Genomic DNA, 19,314 nt, shown 5'->3' on the forward strand with positions numbered 1-19,314 from the left:
ACCTTCGCTTGGGCTACGTCCTTCTCATTATATTCCATTTCCAATTACTAATTAAAGAACGTACGCGGGTAGCATGTAATGCTTAAAAAGGAGCCATCTTTTGTAAGGGGCAGATTATACAGAAATCTAGGTTTAATTTTATTTATGTCTTTTCTAGGAAGAAAATTTTTAAGATTACACAATCGACAATCCACATAAAAATTGAAGGCCATTACAAATGAGTAAGAAGTTACAGGGCAATGGGCTATGGGAGTCATCGCGTATGATGCTCCCCGAACATAAGGAAACCATTATACAACATAGATATGAGTTTGGACGCCGTAGCCGGCCAACTATCGACGAGCAGGAATTGAACGAATATTTTACATGCTTGCCCAATCAATGGAATGGCAGGAATGCGTCACATTGGATATGTTCGATCCATTTGAACGCTGCGAATTGATAGGGATGGTTATAGATATTGACAAGCTTGGGAAACGTATCAAGTTATTGCTCGATGGTGAAAAGCAGTGGGTGAAGGTCGAGGATATTATTAAGGTGGTCACTATATGAATGGTTGGAGAAAACCGCAGTATTCACCGCAAGCAGCGTATTAACCTATTACAAAATATGAGAGGAGGGGATGGTCTGAAAAAGTTACGTATCGTTGCTCAGTACATTAAAAACGAACGGGAGCTAAAAAAGAAAGGAAAATCGACATGAACCCAATAGAGTAATAAGGACCTATATGATGCGTTAATTAAAGCCCCGGAGTATTCCGAGGCCCAAGCAAAATCAAGCTATTATTCGATTCAACACACGCCCTGTTCCTTAACTCATTCGTGACCATATTTGTACCTGAACTAACCCGAAATTATCGTATTCAAAATAAATAAGTTCTTGTTTTTACATGGGTTTTCCGAGCTTATCCGAACTATAAATTTTTATTGTATAATAAAGCCATCTCAAATAATGAAGGGACTGAACTATGCGCAGATATCAATATTTTTAACCCGACTTTAAAAGCATAACATAATGGAGGTAAAAGTATTGATTACAGAATTACACACAGAAAGATTATTTTTAAGACAATTGAAAGTGTCTGATTCGTCTAGCTTGTTTAAAATTTGGTCTGATCCAGATGTTACTAGGTTCATGAATATTAGTTGTTTCACGGGTGAAGATCAGGCAATAAATATGATCAAACTTCTTGATGAACTTGCTCAGGATAACAAAGCTGCTCGTTTCGCTATAATTGAATCAGAATCCAATGAAATTATTGGTTCTTGTGGTTATAGAACCGAATAAGAAAAGAGCCATGAACATGATAATCGATGATGCTAAAGACGCACCACGTGATTTACTTCTTTAAATGCTTCATAATTCATATACATAAAATTCACTTTTACAACGTTTTTAAAATTTGTCCTACGCTTGATTAGTTCATGAAAAAAAACTGGTGAAATACCAGCTTCTCTTTCCTTATGCATTCAATTTGTTGCTTTTAAAGGTGCAATACTTTCCTCATAAGCAGCTTGTAGTTTCTTCGTAACTGGGCCGCTTTCTCCATTACCAAATTGCTCATCTCCAATGTGAATAACTGGGAATATTTCAAGGGGCGTCGCCGTAAAGAAGCATTCATCCGCCTCATATACTTCTTGTAATGGAAACTCTCTCTCTTCTACTTCAATATGTAGAGCTTGTGCTAACGAAATAACATGATGACGAGTAATTCCATGTAAAATAAAGTGATCGGCTGGGTGCGTAATCACTTTATTATTTTTTACAATAAAGAAATTGGAATGGCACCCTTCTGTTACAATTCCATCTCGAACTAATATTGCTTCTTGGTATCCTTCTTCACTAATTTTATTTTTAATCATAATATTCGGAAGTAGATTTAAGGATTTTATATGGCAAAACTTCCAGCGGATGTCCTCTTCCACAGTTGCTTTTATTCCCTCTTTCATAGCGGTAGTCGGTCTTGGAAACGGTACAATGTTTGCAAAATATGTTGGTTTCAGATTCGATTCGTATACATGATTTCGTGGCTGAGCACCTCTTGATATTTGCATATATACATTTCCATCTTCCTGAAATTGATTTTTTTCAATTAATTGCTGAAGCTGTCCAATCAATTCCTCCTTGGTAAAAGGCGGATTAAGATGAATTTCCTTCATAGATGTAAAGAATCTTTCTAAATGTAAATCTAGCAAGTGCGGTTTCCCATTATATAAACGAAACACTTCATAGATTCCATCACCAAATTGCAAGCCCCGTTCTTCTAATGCAACCATCGGCTGCTCTTCCTTTATATTCACAATTCTCCCATTAAACAAAATCCAATCTTCATGCGTACCTTTCACCATTTTTCGCTCCTTTACGAATTATTAATTTCACTTTACAACTTATCTGTGCGTAATGCCAACTTAGAAGGTAGTGCAGAGGAATTAAAATCTGGAATGTATTGCTGACTCTGAAAAGCTTAGAGCCAACATCGTAATTATATGTTCCTATTCTCCAAAATAGTTCGGAGTCATGTGATACCGTTGGTACATTAGCTAACTGTTTCATTTGTTGTTTACTGTAACAAGTGATTTATGGTAAAATATAGGAAAATTAGCATAGGGGCGTCGGAGTTGCATTGCGCGCGGTTCGTGAAGAAAGAGTAGATGAATTGCTGATTGCATGGAATGCCGCCAGGCATGCAAGCAAGCTGTAACCCAATTAGCCATGTACGTGAGGAGTAGATGTTCAATGACATCGGCACAATCAAATCGTCAAAATAGGATTGAAGAGATAGTAACCACCGCAAATTATAATGGACTGCGCATAAACGCCAATCAAGTGGAACTAAACGAATCCGGGATGGATTTCCTTGTGGCCTTCGCGACCGATGATGCAGGCGAGCCGTGGGTGCTTCGCAAGCCAAGACGATCGGACGTATTGGAGCGGGCTGAGAATGAGCATAAGGTGCTGCAGCTTGTGCGGGAGCAGCTGCCGATCGAGGTACCGGACTGGCGTATTTTTACGCCCGAGCTTATCGCGTATCCGCTGCTCCGCGGAAAACCGATCGCGACGGTAGATCCAGGGGGCGGCGGGTACCTATGGCAGTTCGAGCAGGAGGCGCTTTCGGATGTCTTTTTCGATTCGTTCGCGGGGGCGTTGGCAGCGCTGCATCGCACGGATCAAGACACGGCTGCCAAGGCGGGTGTCCGCATAAAAAGTCCTCAGGAGGCGCGCGCGGAATTTTCAAAGAATATGGATGAAATCAAAGGCAGCTTTACGATACCGAAGATACTGCAAGAGCGCTGGACGGCATGGTTGTCTGATGACTCTTACTGGCCCGAGCATTCGGTGCTGAACCACGGGGATATGCATCCTCCCCACATCATCGTGGACGAGACGCAGCGCGTGACCGGATTTCTGGATTGGACGGAGGCGGAGGTTGCCGATCCAGGCAAGGATTTTGTCATTTACTACGCTCTCTTTGGCGAAGAAGGACTTCGGGATCTGCTCGCACGGTATGAGAAAGCCGGGGGCAAGTTATGGCCGCGCATGCATGAGCATATCGTCGAGCAATGGGCCGCTTATCCGGTGTTGGTAGCCAAGTTTGCGCTTATTACAGGCCAGGAAGCCGATATGGAGATGGCTAGAGGCATGCTTGCGAATTGGAACACGTAAATACAGGCAGAGAGGAATAGCCATCCGTTAGCGGATGGTTATTTTTTAGTTATATGGTGCCAAAGAGCCGGGTCATTCCGCTAACGGAAAGCGATAGTTCAAGATGCTGTTGTCAGAGAAGCGTATGGGGGAATTCGTTCTTTTGGCCACTCTCCCAGATGCTCAGGGAAGGGAATGCAGCGGGGGCGGTTAATAGTTGAGGCTAGATAATCTTAAAAAAGAATGGTACAACTGAGATCCCGGTATTGTCCGGTCTGATTTTGGATTGAAGTGATCGTTTTGCGTCCTTCGCATAATAGAATGCCGTGCATCAATGAAATCAAATGATTACGCTGCGGACGAGACAGAAGCAATTGAAGAGATAAAATGGTGCGCCAATTGATGCTCAGACCAATGTATTCATAATGGAGGGCAATTGCGTTTGAATTATTCGATGGGGGAATGGATCGGCAGTCTCTACTAAACAAAAAAGCCGCCAATAATGCGGCGGCAGGTAAACAATATATATGTTGATTATAGAATCCGAAGAACCCTGAGGACAAGGTGCATTCTCAATGTGATTCCGCAAGAATACGTGCGATCTGTTCGCTGTCCTCTTCCCTGTAGACATGTTCATGGTAATGGGGGTGGTGGATGTCTATCCATCCCTTGTCGACAGCCTGTTTATAATAGTGTTTGGCCCGTTCTTTTTCACCGATCAAATAAAACAAGCAGGCTGCGTTCCAATACAATGCCACATCTCCATTCCAGTCCCAACCTTTATCTAGCGCTTGGGCGTAACACCATGCTGCGCGGGCGTAGTCTTTTTCCACGCCATACTTCATATCACCACGCATATAATGGTTTCCGTTGACAAGGAGGTTGTTCAAGGGAAGGTTCCACCCGAACAGGACCGGGAAATCTGCAAGCAGCTTGAAGCCTACAGATAAGGCTGTTCTCTGCGAGCCTATATTGTTGGACCAGCATTGCCAACCGACTCTTGTTATGCCCCACTGCTTTGCGAGTGAGAGCGCGCCTAATGCTGTCTTTCGCGCCCACCCGTTTCCGCGATACCTTTCATCCGTTTGAATACCAAGTTCACATTCGTTTTCAACTACCCAGTCCGTAAGGCACCAGCTAATAATGGTTGGACCCTCATCCGTGTCTTGAATGGCAACACATCCAAAGCCCTTGTCCTCGTAAACCTCTAATGAAGGCCAGCCTTCTAAAATTTCTTGTATTACATCATCGAGCCCGACTAAATCTTGACGCTTCAATAAGTTGCTATTTACCGGGACAATACCATCTTCAAAGGGGGCATCTATACTACTCAAATCGTGAGTAAAAGTCATTCGCCCGCTTCTCATAGGCAATATATCTTTCATAACCACCTCGAGAGCATCTTCCCACTTCGTATCCAATGGATAGAACAGTACATAATCTAACTCTCCATCAGACGCGAGCTTCGGTAACAGCTCCTCTTTGAGCAACTTATTAGCTTCTTCGAAAAACAGGTTGCTCTCTGGACTGCCGCCTAGAAAAATGCCTTGAGGACTTGTCAACACGGCTGTTACACAGTCATTAGACAGAAAAACTCTGCCGGGTACAGCACCTGTAATGACACCTTTAATGGATAAATGTTGCTGCAAAGCTTCAAAAAGACCTGCTGCTTTATAAAAGTTTTCGCTCGTGAGTTCCATTCCCTGAACCATGTTCTTGGAATACATCATGTCCGTTTTTTTCCTCCCATGAGCAAATGAGAGGTTTTTATTCAACTATAAATATAGACCTCTCATATGCTTCTCGATTTGTTTGTTCGTATCCAAACACCATCACTCCTTTAAACGTATTAGAGGATTAAGCTCTAAGGTGATTTGTATTTTATGCCCCCATTCAATTATGGATAAAGAATACAATTAAATCAAGGGTCAGCCGAAGTACTGACGTGCCTTTTGAACAACAAAGGGGGAGATCGTCTTGATTTCTTCTGAAAACCACCTTAGTAGCCCAAGGTGTTGACACTTATCGTTTTGAAAACATCACTCAATGGGAACAATTCTTGAAAAACAGGTAAATAACGAGGTTAGGTGAGAGGCGATACTATCTCTTTCCACGCTTTTACTCACTCTCCCCTTCGGTCAGAAACAATGATTCCCGTAATTGCAGGAATTGTCTTTAAATCTTTGCCTTTAGCTCTCATCATTGCTATTATTAAAGCAGAGATGCGTTGAGAAGGAGCATAGAACCTATCGTGTGTACAACTCTGTAAGGATTAACAAATAGATAGAATACCAATTATAGTGATTTCACTATTCTATTTGGTGTTCATATCTTTAACCTTACGGGTACGCAGGGATGAGTGTGTCATAAACCCATGTTGCGGATGCCTATTGGTATCCGTTTTTAGTTTTACGGGAAATTGCATCTCTATTGATCTCTGACTGCTTACCCTCCAAATCATGAATGGAGGAACAATATATGTTCTCATTGAAAAAGAAAATAGCAATCGTTACTGGCGCAAGCAGATCAACGGGGATTGGAACAGCGATATGCCGTTCCCTTGCAAGTTTTGGAGCAGATATATTCTTTACTCATTGGCATCCTTTTGATGAAACGGAAGGCAATGGCGGAGACAAGGAGTGGCCTGAACATTTACGCAAGGAATTGGAAAGTTTGGGCGTGAGGGCAAGTCATATGGAGGCGGATTATGCCAACCCGGAAATGCCGTCGCTTATTATGGATCAGGTAGAAAAATCGCTAGGCAACGCTTCGATTTTGATTAATAATGCAGCCTATTGCGTGTCAACCAATTTTCGGAACCTGAATATCGCTTCGTTCGATCAACACTATGTCGTGAACAATCGTGGAACGATTATGCTCAGCACAGAATTTGCAAGAAGATTTGAAAAGAACCATGCAAAAGGGACTCCAGGGAGAATTGTCTTCATGGTTTCCAAAGGCCCCGACCCTGACAACTTGGCATATATTGCAACGAAGGGAGCTCTGATTGGGTTAATCGAGCCTCTCTCTGTAGCTTTGGCTCCGCTCCAAATTACAGTGAATGGGTTCGATCCAGGGCCAACCGATTCAGGATGGATAAATGAAGAGATGAAAGCACTTTTTCTGCCGATGTTTCCTATGGGACGGATCGGATTGCCGGAAGATGCAGCCAGAACGATTAGCTTCTTAGCTAGCGATGAATCACAGTGGATTACTGGACAAGTGATAAAATCTGAAGGCGGATTTCTAGGGAAATAGTATAAATTTCCGCATCTAGCTATTGCGTTTGGTGATGGCGAGAACGACATAGACATGTTGGAATTAGTAGGACTTGGTATAGCCATGGGGAATGGGAATGAAAAATTAAAAAAAGTAGCTGATTTCGTAACTAAAAAGTCAAGTGAAAATGGAATCGAGTTTGCATTAAAAAAGTATGGGATCATATAATCCTTACTTAAGGAGTTCTCTTTTACAGGGAACTCTTTTTCATTTGACAGATTGTCAAGCCAACATATTACAATCCGTCTCCTATTAAAATTAAAAAATAGAGGAGATTAGCTCATATAATGAACTAACTATCCTCTTCCTCTCTTAACGATACTCGAATGAACTCAGTCTACAACGTACATTTAATTTAAATCTTCAATAATATTAATAATGAATTCGGAGATATTTTTTATGGTTTGTTCAGAAAAGTCAAAATTAACACCTGTATTTCGATAGATATCCGCGATCGGTAAATTCCAATCCATACTTGCGCCTTCTTTAAATAAAGTGATAGCTTTTTCTGGATTCTCGCGATAGATTTGAAACAGTTGTAACGCTCCTAGTTGTGATATTGCATATTCTATTTTATAGAAAGGATACTGAAAATAGTGGAAAGACTCGATCCAACTTGCTCCGATTTGTGTCTCGAAACCTGCAATATCAACTGACGAATACTGGAATCTTTTGCTGATTTCAAGATATTTTGCATCCCGTTCTTCGGGTGAATGGTATGGATTAGTATAGAGCCAATGTTGGAATAAGTCTCCTGCTAGTGGAGAAATGAGCATGGAAAATGCACGATGCATTTGTTCACGCTGAGCTTTCTTATATTCATTGTGTTCAGGGTAAAAAATATCAAGTTTGTCCATCAACATTAGTTCTAAACTATGGGAGTAAAGCTCAGCTACTTCTTCACGAAGATATTGTTCTTGTACACCACTCTCGTTAGCAAACTGCTTATAAAAATGGATTGCATGACCTAATTCATGTATAAGAGCATTAATAGCATTAAACGATGGGCTAAAGTTGGAATAAATGAATACATTTTTTGCTTTTGGTAAGGTAAAACAAACAGCTCCTGGCGCTTTATTCTTTCGCTCCTCCACATCAATTAATCCTTGCTTTCGAATGTACTGAAATCTCTCCTGGAAATATAGGTCAGTCTTACCTAGCATTTTTTCAACTCCATCCAATAAATCAATTAAATTGTTGAATGGAGATTTTTGTAATGTACAAGGACTAAGATCCCATGGACGATACTTTTCTATACCAAGTTCTGTTTCAAAGAGCTTCGCCAAACGTTTCCATACTGGAATAGCATACCTTTCAACAGATTCATGAAAAGTGTAACAATCTTGAATACTGTATTCTCTATTTTTTAGTGTAAATACATAGTCGCGATAATTGCTAAATCCAGCATTAAGTGCCATTTGATGACGTAATTTTACAAGTTCATTCATAATACGGTCTACAGCAGGTTTTACAAGCATATGCGACTCAGATAAAGCGCGCCATGCTCGTTCCCGAATTTGCCTTTTTGGACTATCTAACATTGCTTTTATGTAGGAATAAGATTTTGTTTCGCCATCCCATTCCATTGTTATACCAGCCAAAATTTCTCTGTATTTGGTTATTAACTCTTGTTCCCTCACAGTAAGCGAGATGTTTTTTTCATTAAACATCTTACTCTTTTCTAGCCTTACTTTACGCATATAACCATATTTTTCATCTTCCAGTAATTTTGAGAACGGACAATTGCTAAATTTCTTATCAAACTCTGCATTATATTTGGTAAGAAGTGGTTGGATATCGGTTTGGTAATACAAATACAATTCGCGTTTATTTGTGTTTTTAGTATCCCTATAAAAATTGATTTGATGACTAGTTATTAGTTCTTCAACTTCAGCACATAATAGGCGTTCCTCAACTAGCCACCTCTCTAATTCAGAAACAGAACAAATGTCTTGTTGGAGAAGTGTTTGTAGTTTATCTTCCAATTTTTTTGTATCATAAAAATTATTCACTCCATTACACTTGGGAAATTCTGGAATATCAGACATAAACAATCCTCCTTAATTTCATTCTCTAATCTATAAAAGTATGATTTATTAACTTGAATTTCTATACAATACACGAATACCCTCCCTTCACAAAACTGTCCCTTTAGATCAGCATCTCGAACGCGATTACGTATGGGATGATGGAAAAACACTGGGCATAACTTTAAGAAGTGATGAAAGGTTGTGTGTGTTGTGTGCATTGATATATGGGTTCTACAAGCTTTTTTGAGCTTAAGGAATTTGTAAGGGTTGAGTAAGAAAAAATAAAAGGAGATGTTCGTTTCGTACAATTTAACTCATGATTGATTCCCCCGTGTAATGGATAGACAAGAAGAACGATCCTGTAACAATTAAAATGATGGGAAGAAAATTGCCGTTAATCAGCAAGACCAGAAGGGAGGTTTTATTGCAGGATTCAGTTTTGGAAAATTACTTCAACAGATGGTGAAGTATAAATCAAAGATACAAAAGAAGGAAAGTCATTACTTCTAGAAACAAAGTCAGGAGATATTGCTGTGTCTTATATAGAAGCTCTCACTTCATTAACGCTTACTGCTAACAGTGATTCATCTGATATAACAGTTGATTTAGATGGCTTTAAGTAAAAAAGGAAATATAAATATAAATTAATAATTATGGTATGTCAAGGGTCTATCAGTGGAGGACAAATAATGACCTCCACTGTACCAATACTCGATAATATCTTATTAAAAGTACTACCTCATATAAAATCCCATGATTAAGGAAGGTTCATACAATTATTGTACATCAGATAAAATATTTTTCAGTCTAATGCATTATTTTCATCGAACATTCTCCGAGATTAGGTCTGGCTTCTGCCGGCTAACCGATTGTAATCGTAGTCCCGTCAAACTTGGTGAGGGAAAAGCCACAAAAGTCCTCATGATAGGTTTTTTTGTAATCCTGAAGCATTCCTATAGCGACTGCTTCGCCTAACTTTAGTCCCTCGATGCCGTCCGATCGCCAGTGGATACCAGCCGCATCGCGGCCAAGAGCAATATTTGCGGCAAATTTGTTTAAATCCCCTCCTATTGTTAACAGAGAACCTAAGTAGGGGAGCAATGAGAGTCCATCCGAACTGGCCGCGACGGGATGGGGGATAGGGAACGATTCGTTAAAAAACGCCTTCAGCACAGTAACCCCAGCCCCAGCTAAACAGGCGTGACCAGAGGGATAAGCTGGATGGATCGGAGAGCCTTCCGCATAAGCTGCAGGCAGCAGGTAGGATCCAAACTTGTTGAAGGTCTCGGAAACCGCCTGTGAGTCGAGCAGTTCCGAATTGATTTCGTAATTAGCGGCTCCCGTCAACTGGTTGTGCACACATCCCCCGAATTCCTCAGGGCGGAGCCGGCGATGGACGAGGAACTTTTGGAACCAAGCGGCATCTAGCGCCGCTCTCGCCGTCCGGGCTACCCAATCTAGCACATATGGCGCACCGAATGTGGAGAAACCGCTCTGGGTTGCAGAGTTAAAATAGGGATTGGCTGGATCTAATGCGTTCTTTCCGTAACTGAGCAGAATGAGACAAGCGCTAAGAACCGATTGGTAGGAAAAATCCACATGAACATATTCTCCTAAATCGCGGCTGTTGCGGATATAACGGGAAATGGGATCGTGTACATCTGTCGCATTTGGAGAGGAGCCGTTTTGAATTCGCAGCCACTCTTCATACGACGTCATATGGTCATCGCCGGCAATAGTCGTACGATATCTCTGAACAACAGTTGTGGCTCCGAAGGGAATATCCTTCCATAGGAACTGAGAGATATACGGTCCTGCTATGTCACCGGGGGTATCCCCTCTGAACAAGGTGCCAGTGGTGACGGCTCCATTTACTTTCGGCCCGCGAAAATCGGAAAATGCGGTCAGATCCGAAGCGGCCCCCAGGGTTAACGGATGGGTATCATAGTCTGAAAAGGGCACATCGCGGGTCAGCGCCTGCCAGTAAACTTCCGCCATCTCACTGGCCTCCCAGGAACTGCTGAAAGCCGGTGGTGAAGCTATCCCTAAATGATGACTATCAGGTCCAACCAAATCGAACGCGTATGAGGCTTGAGGGTTGACGATCTTTACAACCCCGCCTAGCGGAATGGATTCAAAATCCTTACCTGTCTTCAGAGCGGCAATGAATGCATGATACGCATTAAGGTCTACCTCACCAAGGCTATTATGCGGCAGCCCCTTCGTAAAGCTGCCGATTTTATTCCGATACCTGCTTTCGTCACCATTGCATGGGTGAGCGGGGGAAGGGAGTCTATCTTGCAGTTGGGCTGCTGTTGTACGAATTCGTAATGCCTTACGGCGGCGCTCGCAACTATTTAACGGCCCAATCAAGCAAGCTCGCCTTGGCTTGATAATTCCATTCCCCTTGCTTGTCTTACTCACGGGCATTTCATTATTTTTCATTCTATCATCCTTTCGTAAAGAGATGGTTCTACGCTAGGGTAAAGATGATGGGAATTACCGTTTACGTGTTGGTTCATTATATTCTTCTGCAAAACAAGAGAATGGGTTCTTCTACGATATTTTTGGCCGCTTTTAGAGAAGACGATTTTTTGCAAATTCAATAAACACAAGGGTTGCAATAAAAAGAAAAATCGATTATATTAGCTTATAGTTAGATAATCTAATTATAATTAGGGTGATGGAATGAGAAAGAAGATTGAGAAGGAGCATGTGGGTGAACAGCAGTTGCCCAGATTGGGCGTTGCTCCTTACTTGGAGCTTATGGGGAAAACCGCTTCTAAGGATACCAATCAAGCATCAGCTCATATGGGTTTACTGCTGCTATGGATTGGCGATAACATCCAGGATATGATGGATTTAAATCTGTCTTCATTCGGAATTACAGAAAGCAAGCTGGACCTGTTGCTGTTGCTGATTCTGCATCAAGATAAAGAGGGGATTACCCCTTCATCTATCGCAGGTCGGCTTGGAATCCGGCGCGCTTCAGCAACAGCTCTGCTCGATTGGCTAGAGAAAAGAAACTGGATTGAACGTAAGACGAATGAAAACAATCGTCGTATGGTTCATGTCCACATTACGCCAGAAGGCCGTAATCTGGTTGATCAGATACTGCCAACATTTTGGTCAACTTGCGACTCATTCATCAGTGATTTGGAGGTTGAGGAGCAAGTGGTGCTGAAGAAAATATTGATGAAGCTGAATGGAAGCTTAGAGAGAAGATTGGGAGTGGGAAGATAAATTTTTTTAGCATTATAATTAGATTATCTAACTATATGTCGAGCTTGAAATGAGTGGTGAATGGAAACATACGTTGGAGAAAGGAGAAATCCAAGCAACTTACAGAAAAGAAAACGAAGGGGATGGTTGAGGAGCATTTTGTGGCATGGGGGATGTTTCGTTATACATTTTCGGAAGTACGGGCGGAGTGGAAACTTATTATATTAACGGCAGTATCCATCCTGTCCATTTCAATTCTTGAATTTTCCATTCCTCAAATGACGAAAGCAATCATTGATGAGATGCAATTTCCGCAAGTCAGAACAACGATCATTTGAAAACTTGAAAATAAGAGGTGTTTATAATGACTCAGTTAAGCAATCAATCCGCTGTGCGCCGGAACTACTCACTGATGACAGCGGTGCTGTGCTGGTCGGGAATGGTGGTCATGTGCAGCTTGTACGTAACCATTCCCCTGATTTCCGTGTTTGCCACCACATTTGGCATTACCACTACACATGCGGCGGCGACAGGCAGTATTTTTTCACTTGGTTTTGCCGTGGGATGCCTGATTTATGGCGCGCTGTCTGATAAATATGGCCGCAAAAGGGTAATATTTATCGGACTTATCGCATTAACCATTATCTCATTGCTTCTCGGAATGGTTCACAGCTTAACATGGCTTATTGTTCTGAGAGGACTGCAGGGGGCGGCTGCGGCGACATTTTCTCCTGTTGCTTTGGCCTATGCGGTAGAGATGTTTCCAGCAGAGAAGCGGGTAACCACCATCGGATTTATCAGCACTGGATTCCTGGTTGCGGGAATTGTTGGCCAGGTCATCAGCGGTCTCATCAGTCAGCAATATGGATGGAACGCTATCTTCTATCTGCTAGCAGCAGTGTATGCAATTACTTCGCTTCTAGTACTGTGGCTGTTGCCAAAGGGAGAAATCCATCAGGCGCATGCCAACGTGTGGGAACCCATCAAGCACATCGGAAAGGTATTCAGCCAGAAAAATCTAGTACTGAGTTATCTGGTGGCGCTTGTGCTGCTAATGTCTTTTGTGAGTATGTATACTGTGCTAGGCACTTATCTGAGCGGTCCAGCGTTCGGGCTGGGCAAGCAGGAAATTCTATACGTTCGTTCCTTTGGAGTACTTGGCATGATGATTTCACCGTTTGCAGGGCGGCTCGCCAAGCGGTATGGTGTACGATCCGTGTTGCGGGGCGGCTTGACCCTAGCTATACTTGGACTCTCTTCATTGGGTTTCATATCTAACCTGCCGCTACTGGTGGTAATGAGCCTAGTCTTTGTAACGGGGATTGCAATTGCCGTTCCTTCATTGGTTGCGCTCGTTGGCCAATTGGGCGGGAAATCGCGCGGTATAGCGGTGTCGGTGTATACTTTTGTCCTATTTGCAGGAACGAGCTTAGGCCCAATTTTGTCTATTCAATTCATGAAGACAGGCAGTTTTGCGATTACCTTTCTTTTGCTTGCACTCGTGCTAGGCATTGGCTTGCTTGCGGCTTGTTTGATTCATCGGGAAACGCCAGTGAATATCAAATCTGAAGTGCGCTAACAGGAAAACGCTTTGTTCATTTGCGGCTTTTTTTGTTAATAAGGGAGGAATGACCCTAACACCGCGTAGTGAATTTCACAATATTGACACCTGTATACTATAGGGGGGTGTGGTATAGTTTGTTTGAAGACGAATTAAACATCATGCTTAAGGGAGAGATGATCATGGATATCGCAGTCATGCTTTATGATGGAATCACAGCATTAGATACAATTGGTCCATATGAAGTATTTGCTGCTACAATGAAAAGTAACGTGAAATTTGTCGCCAAGAAAAAAGGGTTAATTAAACTGGATTCAAAAATGGGTTGTTTGCATGCTGATTACAGCTTTTCTGAAGTTACTTCAGCTGATATTCTCGTCGTTCCTGGCTGTAGTCCGCCTAATTATAAAACTCCGATGAATGACGAAGAAACTCTGAATTGGATTCGCCAATTACATGAGACCACGAAATGGACTACTTCGGTTTGTACCGGCTCTCTGATCTTGAGCGCCGCAGGCTTGTTGAATGGAGCGAAGGCTACCACTCATTGGAGCTCCTTCGACCTGCTCCATTCTCTTGGAGCCATTCCAACAGATGAAAGAGTGGTTCGCCATGGCAAAATCATAACAGCAGCCGGTGTCTCCTCCGGTATCGACATGGCACTCCAATTAGTAGCATGGGAATTGGGGGAAGATATGAGCAAAGGAGTCCAGTTGATTTTGGAATACGATCCTAAGCCTCCATTTGATACGGGTTCAACTAAGAAAGCACCGGCGCCATTGGTAGAACAGATAAGCGGGATGCTTCAAGAGCTTTCAAAGCAAGAGCCCGATTTGTAAATCACATATATGTCAGTCGCGGTCTGAAAAAAAACGCATGTTGCTGCGACATGCGTTTTTTTGTTGCCCTCTTATTCGTTATTTCACCATACTCTCACGGATGGAAGCCGCCACTTCCAAGCTGTTCAAAGCGATGCCGCCTTGCTCGGGAGCGGCTTGCCGGATAATGCTGCCTGCCGCCACGACGAGAACGTCGTAGCTTAAGGTAAGTTGGTTGCCTGATGTGTCCATGTAAATCAGACTCCGGACTTTGCCTTCATTCGCCGTTACCGTGCCTTGGAGCAATTGGACGCCTTCCGGAAAGAGGCTTGTCAAAGGCAGGGCGCTGTCCGCTTCTCCAGCGGGGGGCTTGAACAGCAGCACTTTGCGAAAATGATGCGGCTCTTTGTTGATTAAGATGAGACGCAGGGACTTGCCGTTCGCTTTGTTCGCGAAAGCTTGCTGCAGCGCTTTGACAGCGTTGATGCCAGCGTAGCCGCCCCCGATGACAATACAGGTTATTTCTTTCATCGTAAACATCTCCTTGTTATGGTTTGCACATATAACGAGGAGTGAGGGAGTTTTGTGACAAGGGGGCGGAGAATAGGGAATATGCTTGTGGCGAAACGTATCCGCCGATTCGTGCTTTTGGCCACTCTCCCAAATGTTCAGGTAGGCAGTAGTTTGTGCAATTTGTTACAATATCTCCATAAAGGAAGATTGTAAATGCCGGGGAGCCGTGATATCTTTAAGTTGCAGAGTGAGTTATCGGTATCTCATTTTGTATTGCTTGGATTGTAGGTTTTTTCACAATATAAAATTTGAAGCATTGGCAAAGGAGCGAGTAGATATGCAACACAACAGGTTACATGGCATCGTCCCTCCAGTCATTACGGTAGTTAATTCATCCGGAGCTTTGGATCGGCCGGGCATGGGTCGCATGATCGATCATTTGATCGCCTCCGGCGTGCACGGGTTGTTTTTCCTCGGTTCGGCGGGGGAATGCTTCCATCTCTCGAAGGAGCTCAGACAAGAGGTTGCGGAGTTCGCCGTGTCGCATGTGAACGGGCGCCTGCCGGTGCTGATCGGCATCGGTTCGACGAGCACGGCGGAAGCGGTGGATTACGGCAAGCACGCGGAAGCCATGGGGGCGGACGGGGTGGTTGTCATCAACCCGTATTTTGCGAAGCTGAGCGACGAGCTGTTGTTCCGTCATTATGCGGATATAGCGGAGGCCGTCAGTGTGCCGATGTACATATATAATTTCCCGGCGTTGACGGGGCAGGATGTGAAGGTGGATCTGGTCAAGGATTTGGCCTTGACGTACCCGAACATCGTCGGCATTAAGGAGACGGTCGACCGCGTGGAGCCGATTCTCGAGGCCATCGCGAAGGTGAAGAGCGTGCGCCCGGATTTCCAGGTGTTCGCTGGTTATGATCATCATTTGCTGGAAACGCTGATTGCCGGTGGCGACGGAGTTGTTCCGGCGAGCGCTAACTTCGCGCCGCATCTGACGTGCGGGCTGTATGACGCTTATCGGCGCAGTGATTTTGCGATGGTTCAGGATCTGCAGCGGAAGCTGTTCCGCGTCGTGACCGAGGTGTATGCGGTGGATACGCCGTTTTTCAATGTGTTGAAGGAAGCGGTCCGAGCCACTGGCGTGGATATTCCGACCGATGTGTTGCCACCGGCACGCTCGCTGTCGCAGGAGAAGAAGGTGGAGCTCGATCGTCTGTTGAAAAAATATGATCTGATTCGGGTTATACAGCATACTTGACACCGTGAGGAAAGCGGATTCTGTTGATGGTGTTTCAGCTTTGTTGACGATCAGTCTAAGGTTGCGGCTGTGCTCAAGATACTTGAAGTACTTGATTGTTTAACACGCAGAAAAGACGATCTTATAAAAAGTTTATTTAAAAGATTTTTGTTTAAATAATGGTTGTTCCCTATATTCTGTCAGGGAACAACCATTTTTTTAGGAGTTAGAATAACCATAGAGCAGCAGACTTTCTATCTTGACGATAAAGTGTATCTCTATTCCACATGAGGAGCTGCCAAACCCAAACATTTTGCTAGGCGCCTCGGGCTGATCACCGATTATCGGGCTTGTTGCTCTCATTCTTGGGAAAAAGCAAATAAGAGAAACTAATGATCCCATCCAGAAGCAAGAAAGCCAACCAAATTTTATTGACTTGAACTAAAGCATAATTGTTCTGAAATTGTTCTTGCAGCCACGGGATCAACTCTGCTGACGAAATCGGATGAGACTCCTGATTGACCGCATACAACATGAGGTAGAATACGGCATGTACCCCTAAAAACAGGATTACGTGAAGACTAAAAACTTTTAATTCTTCCTTGGCTTTCGCCATTCCATACCGTTTATTTTCCTGTGAATCCATGATCGGTTTTCCTTTTATTCTTGCAATCGTACTATAAATGAATCGGTCTACCTTTTTCAAATCATACTTTCCAAGGACGAGCGTATACAGAATGATAATGACGATGACGATTTGAAAGATCGATAGCTTGCCGGTTTGCCTTAAATCCAATACCCCTAGATATAGAATCCACAGCTCATTGACAAGAGTCAGAATAAACACAAGAAGCGCAGCCTTGGGCTTATCGAACCAATACCGCAATGTGGTTGCAATAAATAAGGAAACCCAAAAAACAATTTCAGCGATAATCAACAAATTCCAGCGATAATCAATGATAAACTGAATCACGTTAATCCCTTACCTCCCACTATAAAATAGCCTCTGGGCATTCGCCAAGGCAGATGGATCATGGGATTTCTTGTATACTTCCTTTCATCCCACCTTCTTGGGTAAAATTTTTATTATTCCAACTTGTGAACTGGAAATTAAGTTAGAAAAGTTGTTGGCGTGAGGAAGGGGTTATTTTCTCGTCATTGTTGTTTCCTTGAAATCCATAGTTTGAGCCACGTGTATTTACTGGCAATGTCTGCTCCGATAACTAAGCTCCCGGTACGGCCTATCCTTCTTATAAAACGTCAACACCCCCAATTTACCATATATTTCCTAGAGTGTGGATAAAGCGAATGTCTAAAGTGTAAAACATAAAAATAAGCGCCGTCGGGCGGCTACGGCAGGATGTGGCGGCATTCTGGAAGTTTGTGCAGCGGATAGCGCAGGAGTCGGGGACGATTCGCTGTGCTGCTGGTCGGTCGCTGGACGAATGGCGCACCGATTCTGCGCGCGTCATAGAAGGATGATAAGGCATTGGCCGAGAACGATCTAGCGAATAATCTCTTTTTGTTCGTGGAAGATTCACCAACGATTAAGCTTCATTTGCACAAAATGGTTAATACGTATGGAATTATATAGTGCCACAAGATGTCAAGACAGTATTTTGAAGTTTTTAACAAGCAGCCCTCCTTAGTAGGTTGTCAATAGAATAGACACATAGAAACGAGAGCATTATGCACAGCACAACAGTACGTAAGTTCGTGTTGATTTGATGTTGATGTGGTTCACCCGTTAGAAATACATGTCATAAAATGTTCAAAAGGATAAAATTGACACAATAACCTTATTGTGATAGTTTGGATTGTATATTTCCTCCCAGTGAAGCTGTTTGCAAATCTACTTCATATGTAGTGTATCTTCCCGCAAGAGTAATAGGTTGAAATCTTTCTCGTTAATAACTTCGGATATAAGGAGAGAGTTTTTATGACTATGGTGAATTGTATATGTGAAGACCTGCACTATCCATTGGGTAACTTTAGCCGTTTTGTGGTAAATGAACTTCCCCCCCTGAATAAGACGGGGTCCCCGGCTGACCTCCTGAGGCGCGGCCTTTCTCTTCTACCAGATGATCAGCAGCAACTTATCGATTTCGTATATCACCGTCCTTACAATGAAAAGGTATTGGCAATGGGAGAGTTGGGGATCTTCCTAGTTTCGTGCTTGAAACGAGGGATTCTTGCTTCTGAACTACGCAGGGTGTACTCCATTTTAGATCTTTTTTCCTTGGCTACCGGTTTAATTCCACGGGATACCTATGCTTCGTATATTGCATACAACCCTGCCGATTCTTTGCGAACGTTTACTGGGGATGCCAGTGAAGTCGCTTTTATCACCCGGCACCAGCAATCGGAGCTAGCGCTTAAGCCAGCGGTTGAGGAATTGCTGGAGCTTCAGCTTGAGCCGAATATGCCGGAACGCCTGGAAATTCTTAGTGCCGTAAGAGCGGCGATGAGGCAAGTGCGCAAGGAAAATGCCGAGGTACACAAAGGGGTGGATCCCGTCTTTTTTATTACCTTTTTCAGAGATTATTTTTTCCCCATTGAAGTGAATGGGATAAGCTACAATGCGCCTAGCGGCGTGCACATTGCGGGCGTGATCCTAACCGATCTCATTACGGGCACCGCAGATGATGCCTATATTGAAACGACTCATGATCTTTTGCCATATTTGGAGCCATGTGAGCAATTCCGCATTAAAAATGCGTTGGCTGCCCCTTCCTTAAAGCAAATTTATTCGGCCGATTTGCAATCTGGGAGAGATCGTTCTTCCGAACTCAACCTTCTTGTCGATATTTACAACGAGATCATCAAATTTCGTAATGTTCATCAGGGGCTAGTCAGCAGATATATCCGCAACCAAGATGCTTCCGTTGCCAGAGGTACGGGAGGATTTGCGTTTGATACCTTTTTACAGGAGCGAATTGACGTCGTCGCTCAAGCCAAACGTACCGTTTCGGATAAGATAGAACCTCACGGGTGATTCTGTACACG

At 43.2% G+C, this 19,314-nt stretch carries 14 protein-coding genes and 4 pseudogenes; 12 read left to right on the forward strand and 6 right to left on the reverse strand.

Annotated features, from left to right (window positions below):
* Positions 1 to 265 precede the first annotated feature (265 nt).
* The 3 genes and pseudogenes from A372_RS33225 to A372_RS33230 all read left to right on the forward strand — a co-directional run.
* Positions 266 to 552: pseudogene (locus A372_RS33225) on the forward strand (YolD-like family protein).
* Positions 553 to 702, forward strand: a complete 150-nt coding sequence (locus A372_RS37165; RefSeq protein ID WP_019419571.1) for a hypothetical protein — start codon at positions 553 to 555, stop codon at positions 700 to 702.
* 327 nt (positions 703 to 1,029) lie between these two features.
* Positions 1,030 to 1,281, forward strand: a pseudogene (locus A372_RS33230) (GNAT family N-acetyltransferase); the annotation flags it as partial.
* 188 nt (positions 1,282 to 1,469) lie between these two features.
* Here the strand turns inward: A372_RS33230 and dat are convergent.
* On the reverse strand, positions 1,470 to 2,345 hold the full coding sequence (gene dat, locus A372_RS0104120) for a D-amino-acid transaminase (protein ID WP_026010886.1): 876 nt from the start codon (positions 2,343 to 2,345) through the stop codon (positions 1,470 to 1,472).
* Between the two features lie 391 nt (positions 2,346 to 2,736).
* Here dat and A372_RS0104125 point away from each other — a divergent pair, with 391 nt between their 5' ends.
* A complete protein-coding gene (locus A372_RS0104125; RefSeq protein ID WP_019419575.1) occupies positions 2,737 to 3,663 on the forward strand; it encodes a macrolide 2'-phosphotransferase in 927 nt (308 codons plus the stop codon).
* A 551-nt stretch (positions 3,664 to 4,214) separates the two neighbouring features.
* Here the strand turns inward: A372_RS0104125 and A372_RS0104130 are convergent.
* Complete coding sequence (locus A372_RS0104130; RefSeq protein ID WP_019419576.1) at positions 4,215 to 5,372, reverse strand: GNAT family N-acetyltransferase; 1,158 nt, start codon at positions 5,370 to 5,372, stop codon at positions 4,215 to 4,217.
* A gap of 748 nt (positions 5,373 to 6,120) precedes the next feature.
* Between A372_RS0104130 and A372_RS0104135 the strand changes: the two genes are divergently transcribed.
* Positions 6,121 to 6,900: an SDR family oxidoreductase gene (locus A372_RS0104135; RefSeq protein ID WP_019419577.1), complete on the forward strand. Its 780-nt coding sequence runs from the start codon at positions 6,121 to 6,123 to the stop codon at positions 6,898 to 6,900.
* 18 nt (positions 6,901 to 6,918) lie between these two features.
* Positions 6,919 to 7,089 (forward strand): annotated as a pseudogene (locus A372_RS36095) (HAD hydrolase family protein); the annotation flags it as partial.
* A 182-nt stretch (positions 7,090 to 7,271) separates the two neighbouring features.
* On the opposite strand, the gene A372_RS0104145 reads toward A372_RS36095, so the two are convergent.
* The gene (locus A372_RS0104145; protein ID WP_019419579.1) at positions 7,272 to 8,969 is read right to left on the reverse strand and encodes a M3 family oligoendopeptidase; all 1,698 of its coding nucleotides are present in this window, start codon (positions 8,967 to 8,969) and stop codon (positions 7,272 to 7,274) included.
* A 428-nt stretch (positions 8,970 to 9,397) separates the two neighbouring features.
* Between A372_RS0104145 and A372_RS39240 the strand changes: the two are divergent.
* Positions 9,398 to 9,571 (forward strand): annotated as a pseudogene (locus A372_RS39240) (DUF4097 family beta strand repeat-containing protein); the annotation flags it as partial.
* A gap of 241 nt (positions 9,572 to 9,812) precedes the next feature.
* Here A372_RS39240 and A372_RS0104150 read toward each other — a convergent pair.
* The gene (locus A372_RS0104150; protein ID WP_237728485.1) at positions 9,813 to 10,949 is read right to left on the reverse strand and encodes a vanadium-dependent haloperoxidase; all 1,137 of its coding nucleotides are present in this window, start codon (positions 10,947 to 10,949) and stop codon (positions 9,813 to 9,815) included.
* Positions 10,950 to 11,639: 690 nt separating this feature from the next.
* On the opposite strand from A372_RS0104150, the gene A372_RS0104155 reads away from it, so the two are divergent.
* The 3 genes from A372_RS0104155 to A372_RS0104170 all read left to right on the forward strand — a co-directional run bounded on the left by A372_RS0104155 (position 11,640) and on the right by A372_RS0104170 (position 14,573).
* Entirely contained in the window at positions 11,640 to 12,194 is a 555-nt protein-coding gene (locus tag A372_RS0104155; RefSeq protein ID WP_019419581.1) for a MarR family winged helix-turn-helix transcriptional regulator, read from the forward strand.
* 343 nt (positions 12,195 to 12,537) lie between these two features.
* Positions 12,538 to 13,752, forward strand: coding sequence for an MFS transporter (locus tag A372_RS0104165; protein ID WP_019419583.1), 1,215 nt, complete (start codon positions 12,538 to 12,540; stop codon positions 13,750 to 13,752).
* Positions 13,753 to 13,916: 164 nt separating this feature from the next.
* Entirely contained in the window at positions 13,917 to 14,573 is a 657-nt protein-coding gene (locus tag A372_RS0104170) for a DJ-1/PfpI family protein (protein WP_026010889.1), read from the forward strand.
* A 78-nt stretch (positions 14,574 to 14,651) separates the two neighbouring features.
* Here the strand turns inward: A372_RS0104170 and A372_RS0104175 are convergent, their stop codons facing one another.
* Positions 14,652 to 15,083, reverse strand: coding sequence for an FAD-dependent oxidoreductase (locus A372_RS0104175; protein ID WP_019419585.1), 432 nt, complete (start codon positions 15,081 to 15,083; stop codon positions 14,652 to 14,654).
* A 319-nt stretch (positions 15,084 to 15,402) separates the two neighbouring features.
* Between A372_RS0104175 and A372_RS0104180 the strand changes: the two genes are divergently transcribed.
* A complete protein-coding gene (locus A372_RS0104180) occupies positions 15,403 to 16,329 on the forward strand; it encodes a dihydrodipicolinate synthase family protein (protein ID WP_019419586.1) in 927 nt (308 codons plus the stop codon).
* 313 nt (positions 16,330 to 16,642) lie between these two features.
* Here the strand turns inward: A372_RS0104180 and A372_RS0104185 are convergent, their stop codons facing one another.
* Positions 16,643 to 17,281, reverse strand: a complete 639-nt coding sequence (locus A372_RS0104185; RefSeq protein ID WP_019419587.1) for a hypothetical protein — start codon at positions 17,279 to 17,281, stop codon at positions 16,643 to 16,645.
* 966 nt (positions 17,282 to 18,247) lie between these two features.
* Between A372_RS0104185 and A372_RS0104195 the strand changes: the two genes are divergently transcribed.
* On the forward strand, positions 18,248 to 19,303 hold the full coding sequence (locus A372_RS0104195; RefSeq protein ID WP_019419589.1) for a monodechloroaminopyrrolnitrin synthase PrnB family protein: 1,056 nt from the start codon (positions 18,248 to 18,250) through the stop codon (positions 19,301 to 19,303).
* The last annotated feature ends 11 nt before the right edge of the window (positions 19,304 to 19,314 follow it).

It is taken from the genome of Paenibacillus sp. OSY-SE (assembly GCF_000283315.1).
Classification (GTDB): Bacteria; Bacillota; Bacilli; order Paenibacillales; family Paenibacillaceae; genus Paenibacillus_B; species Paenibacillus_B profundus.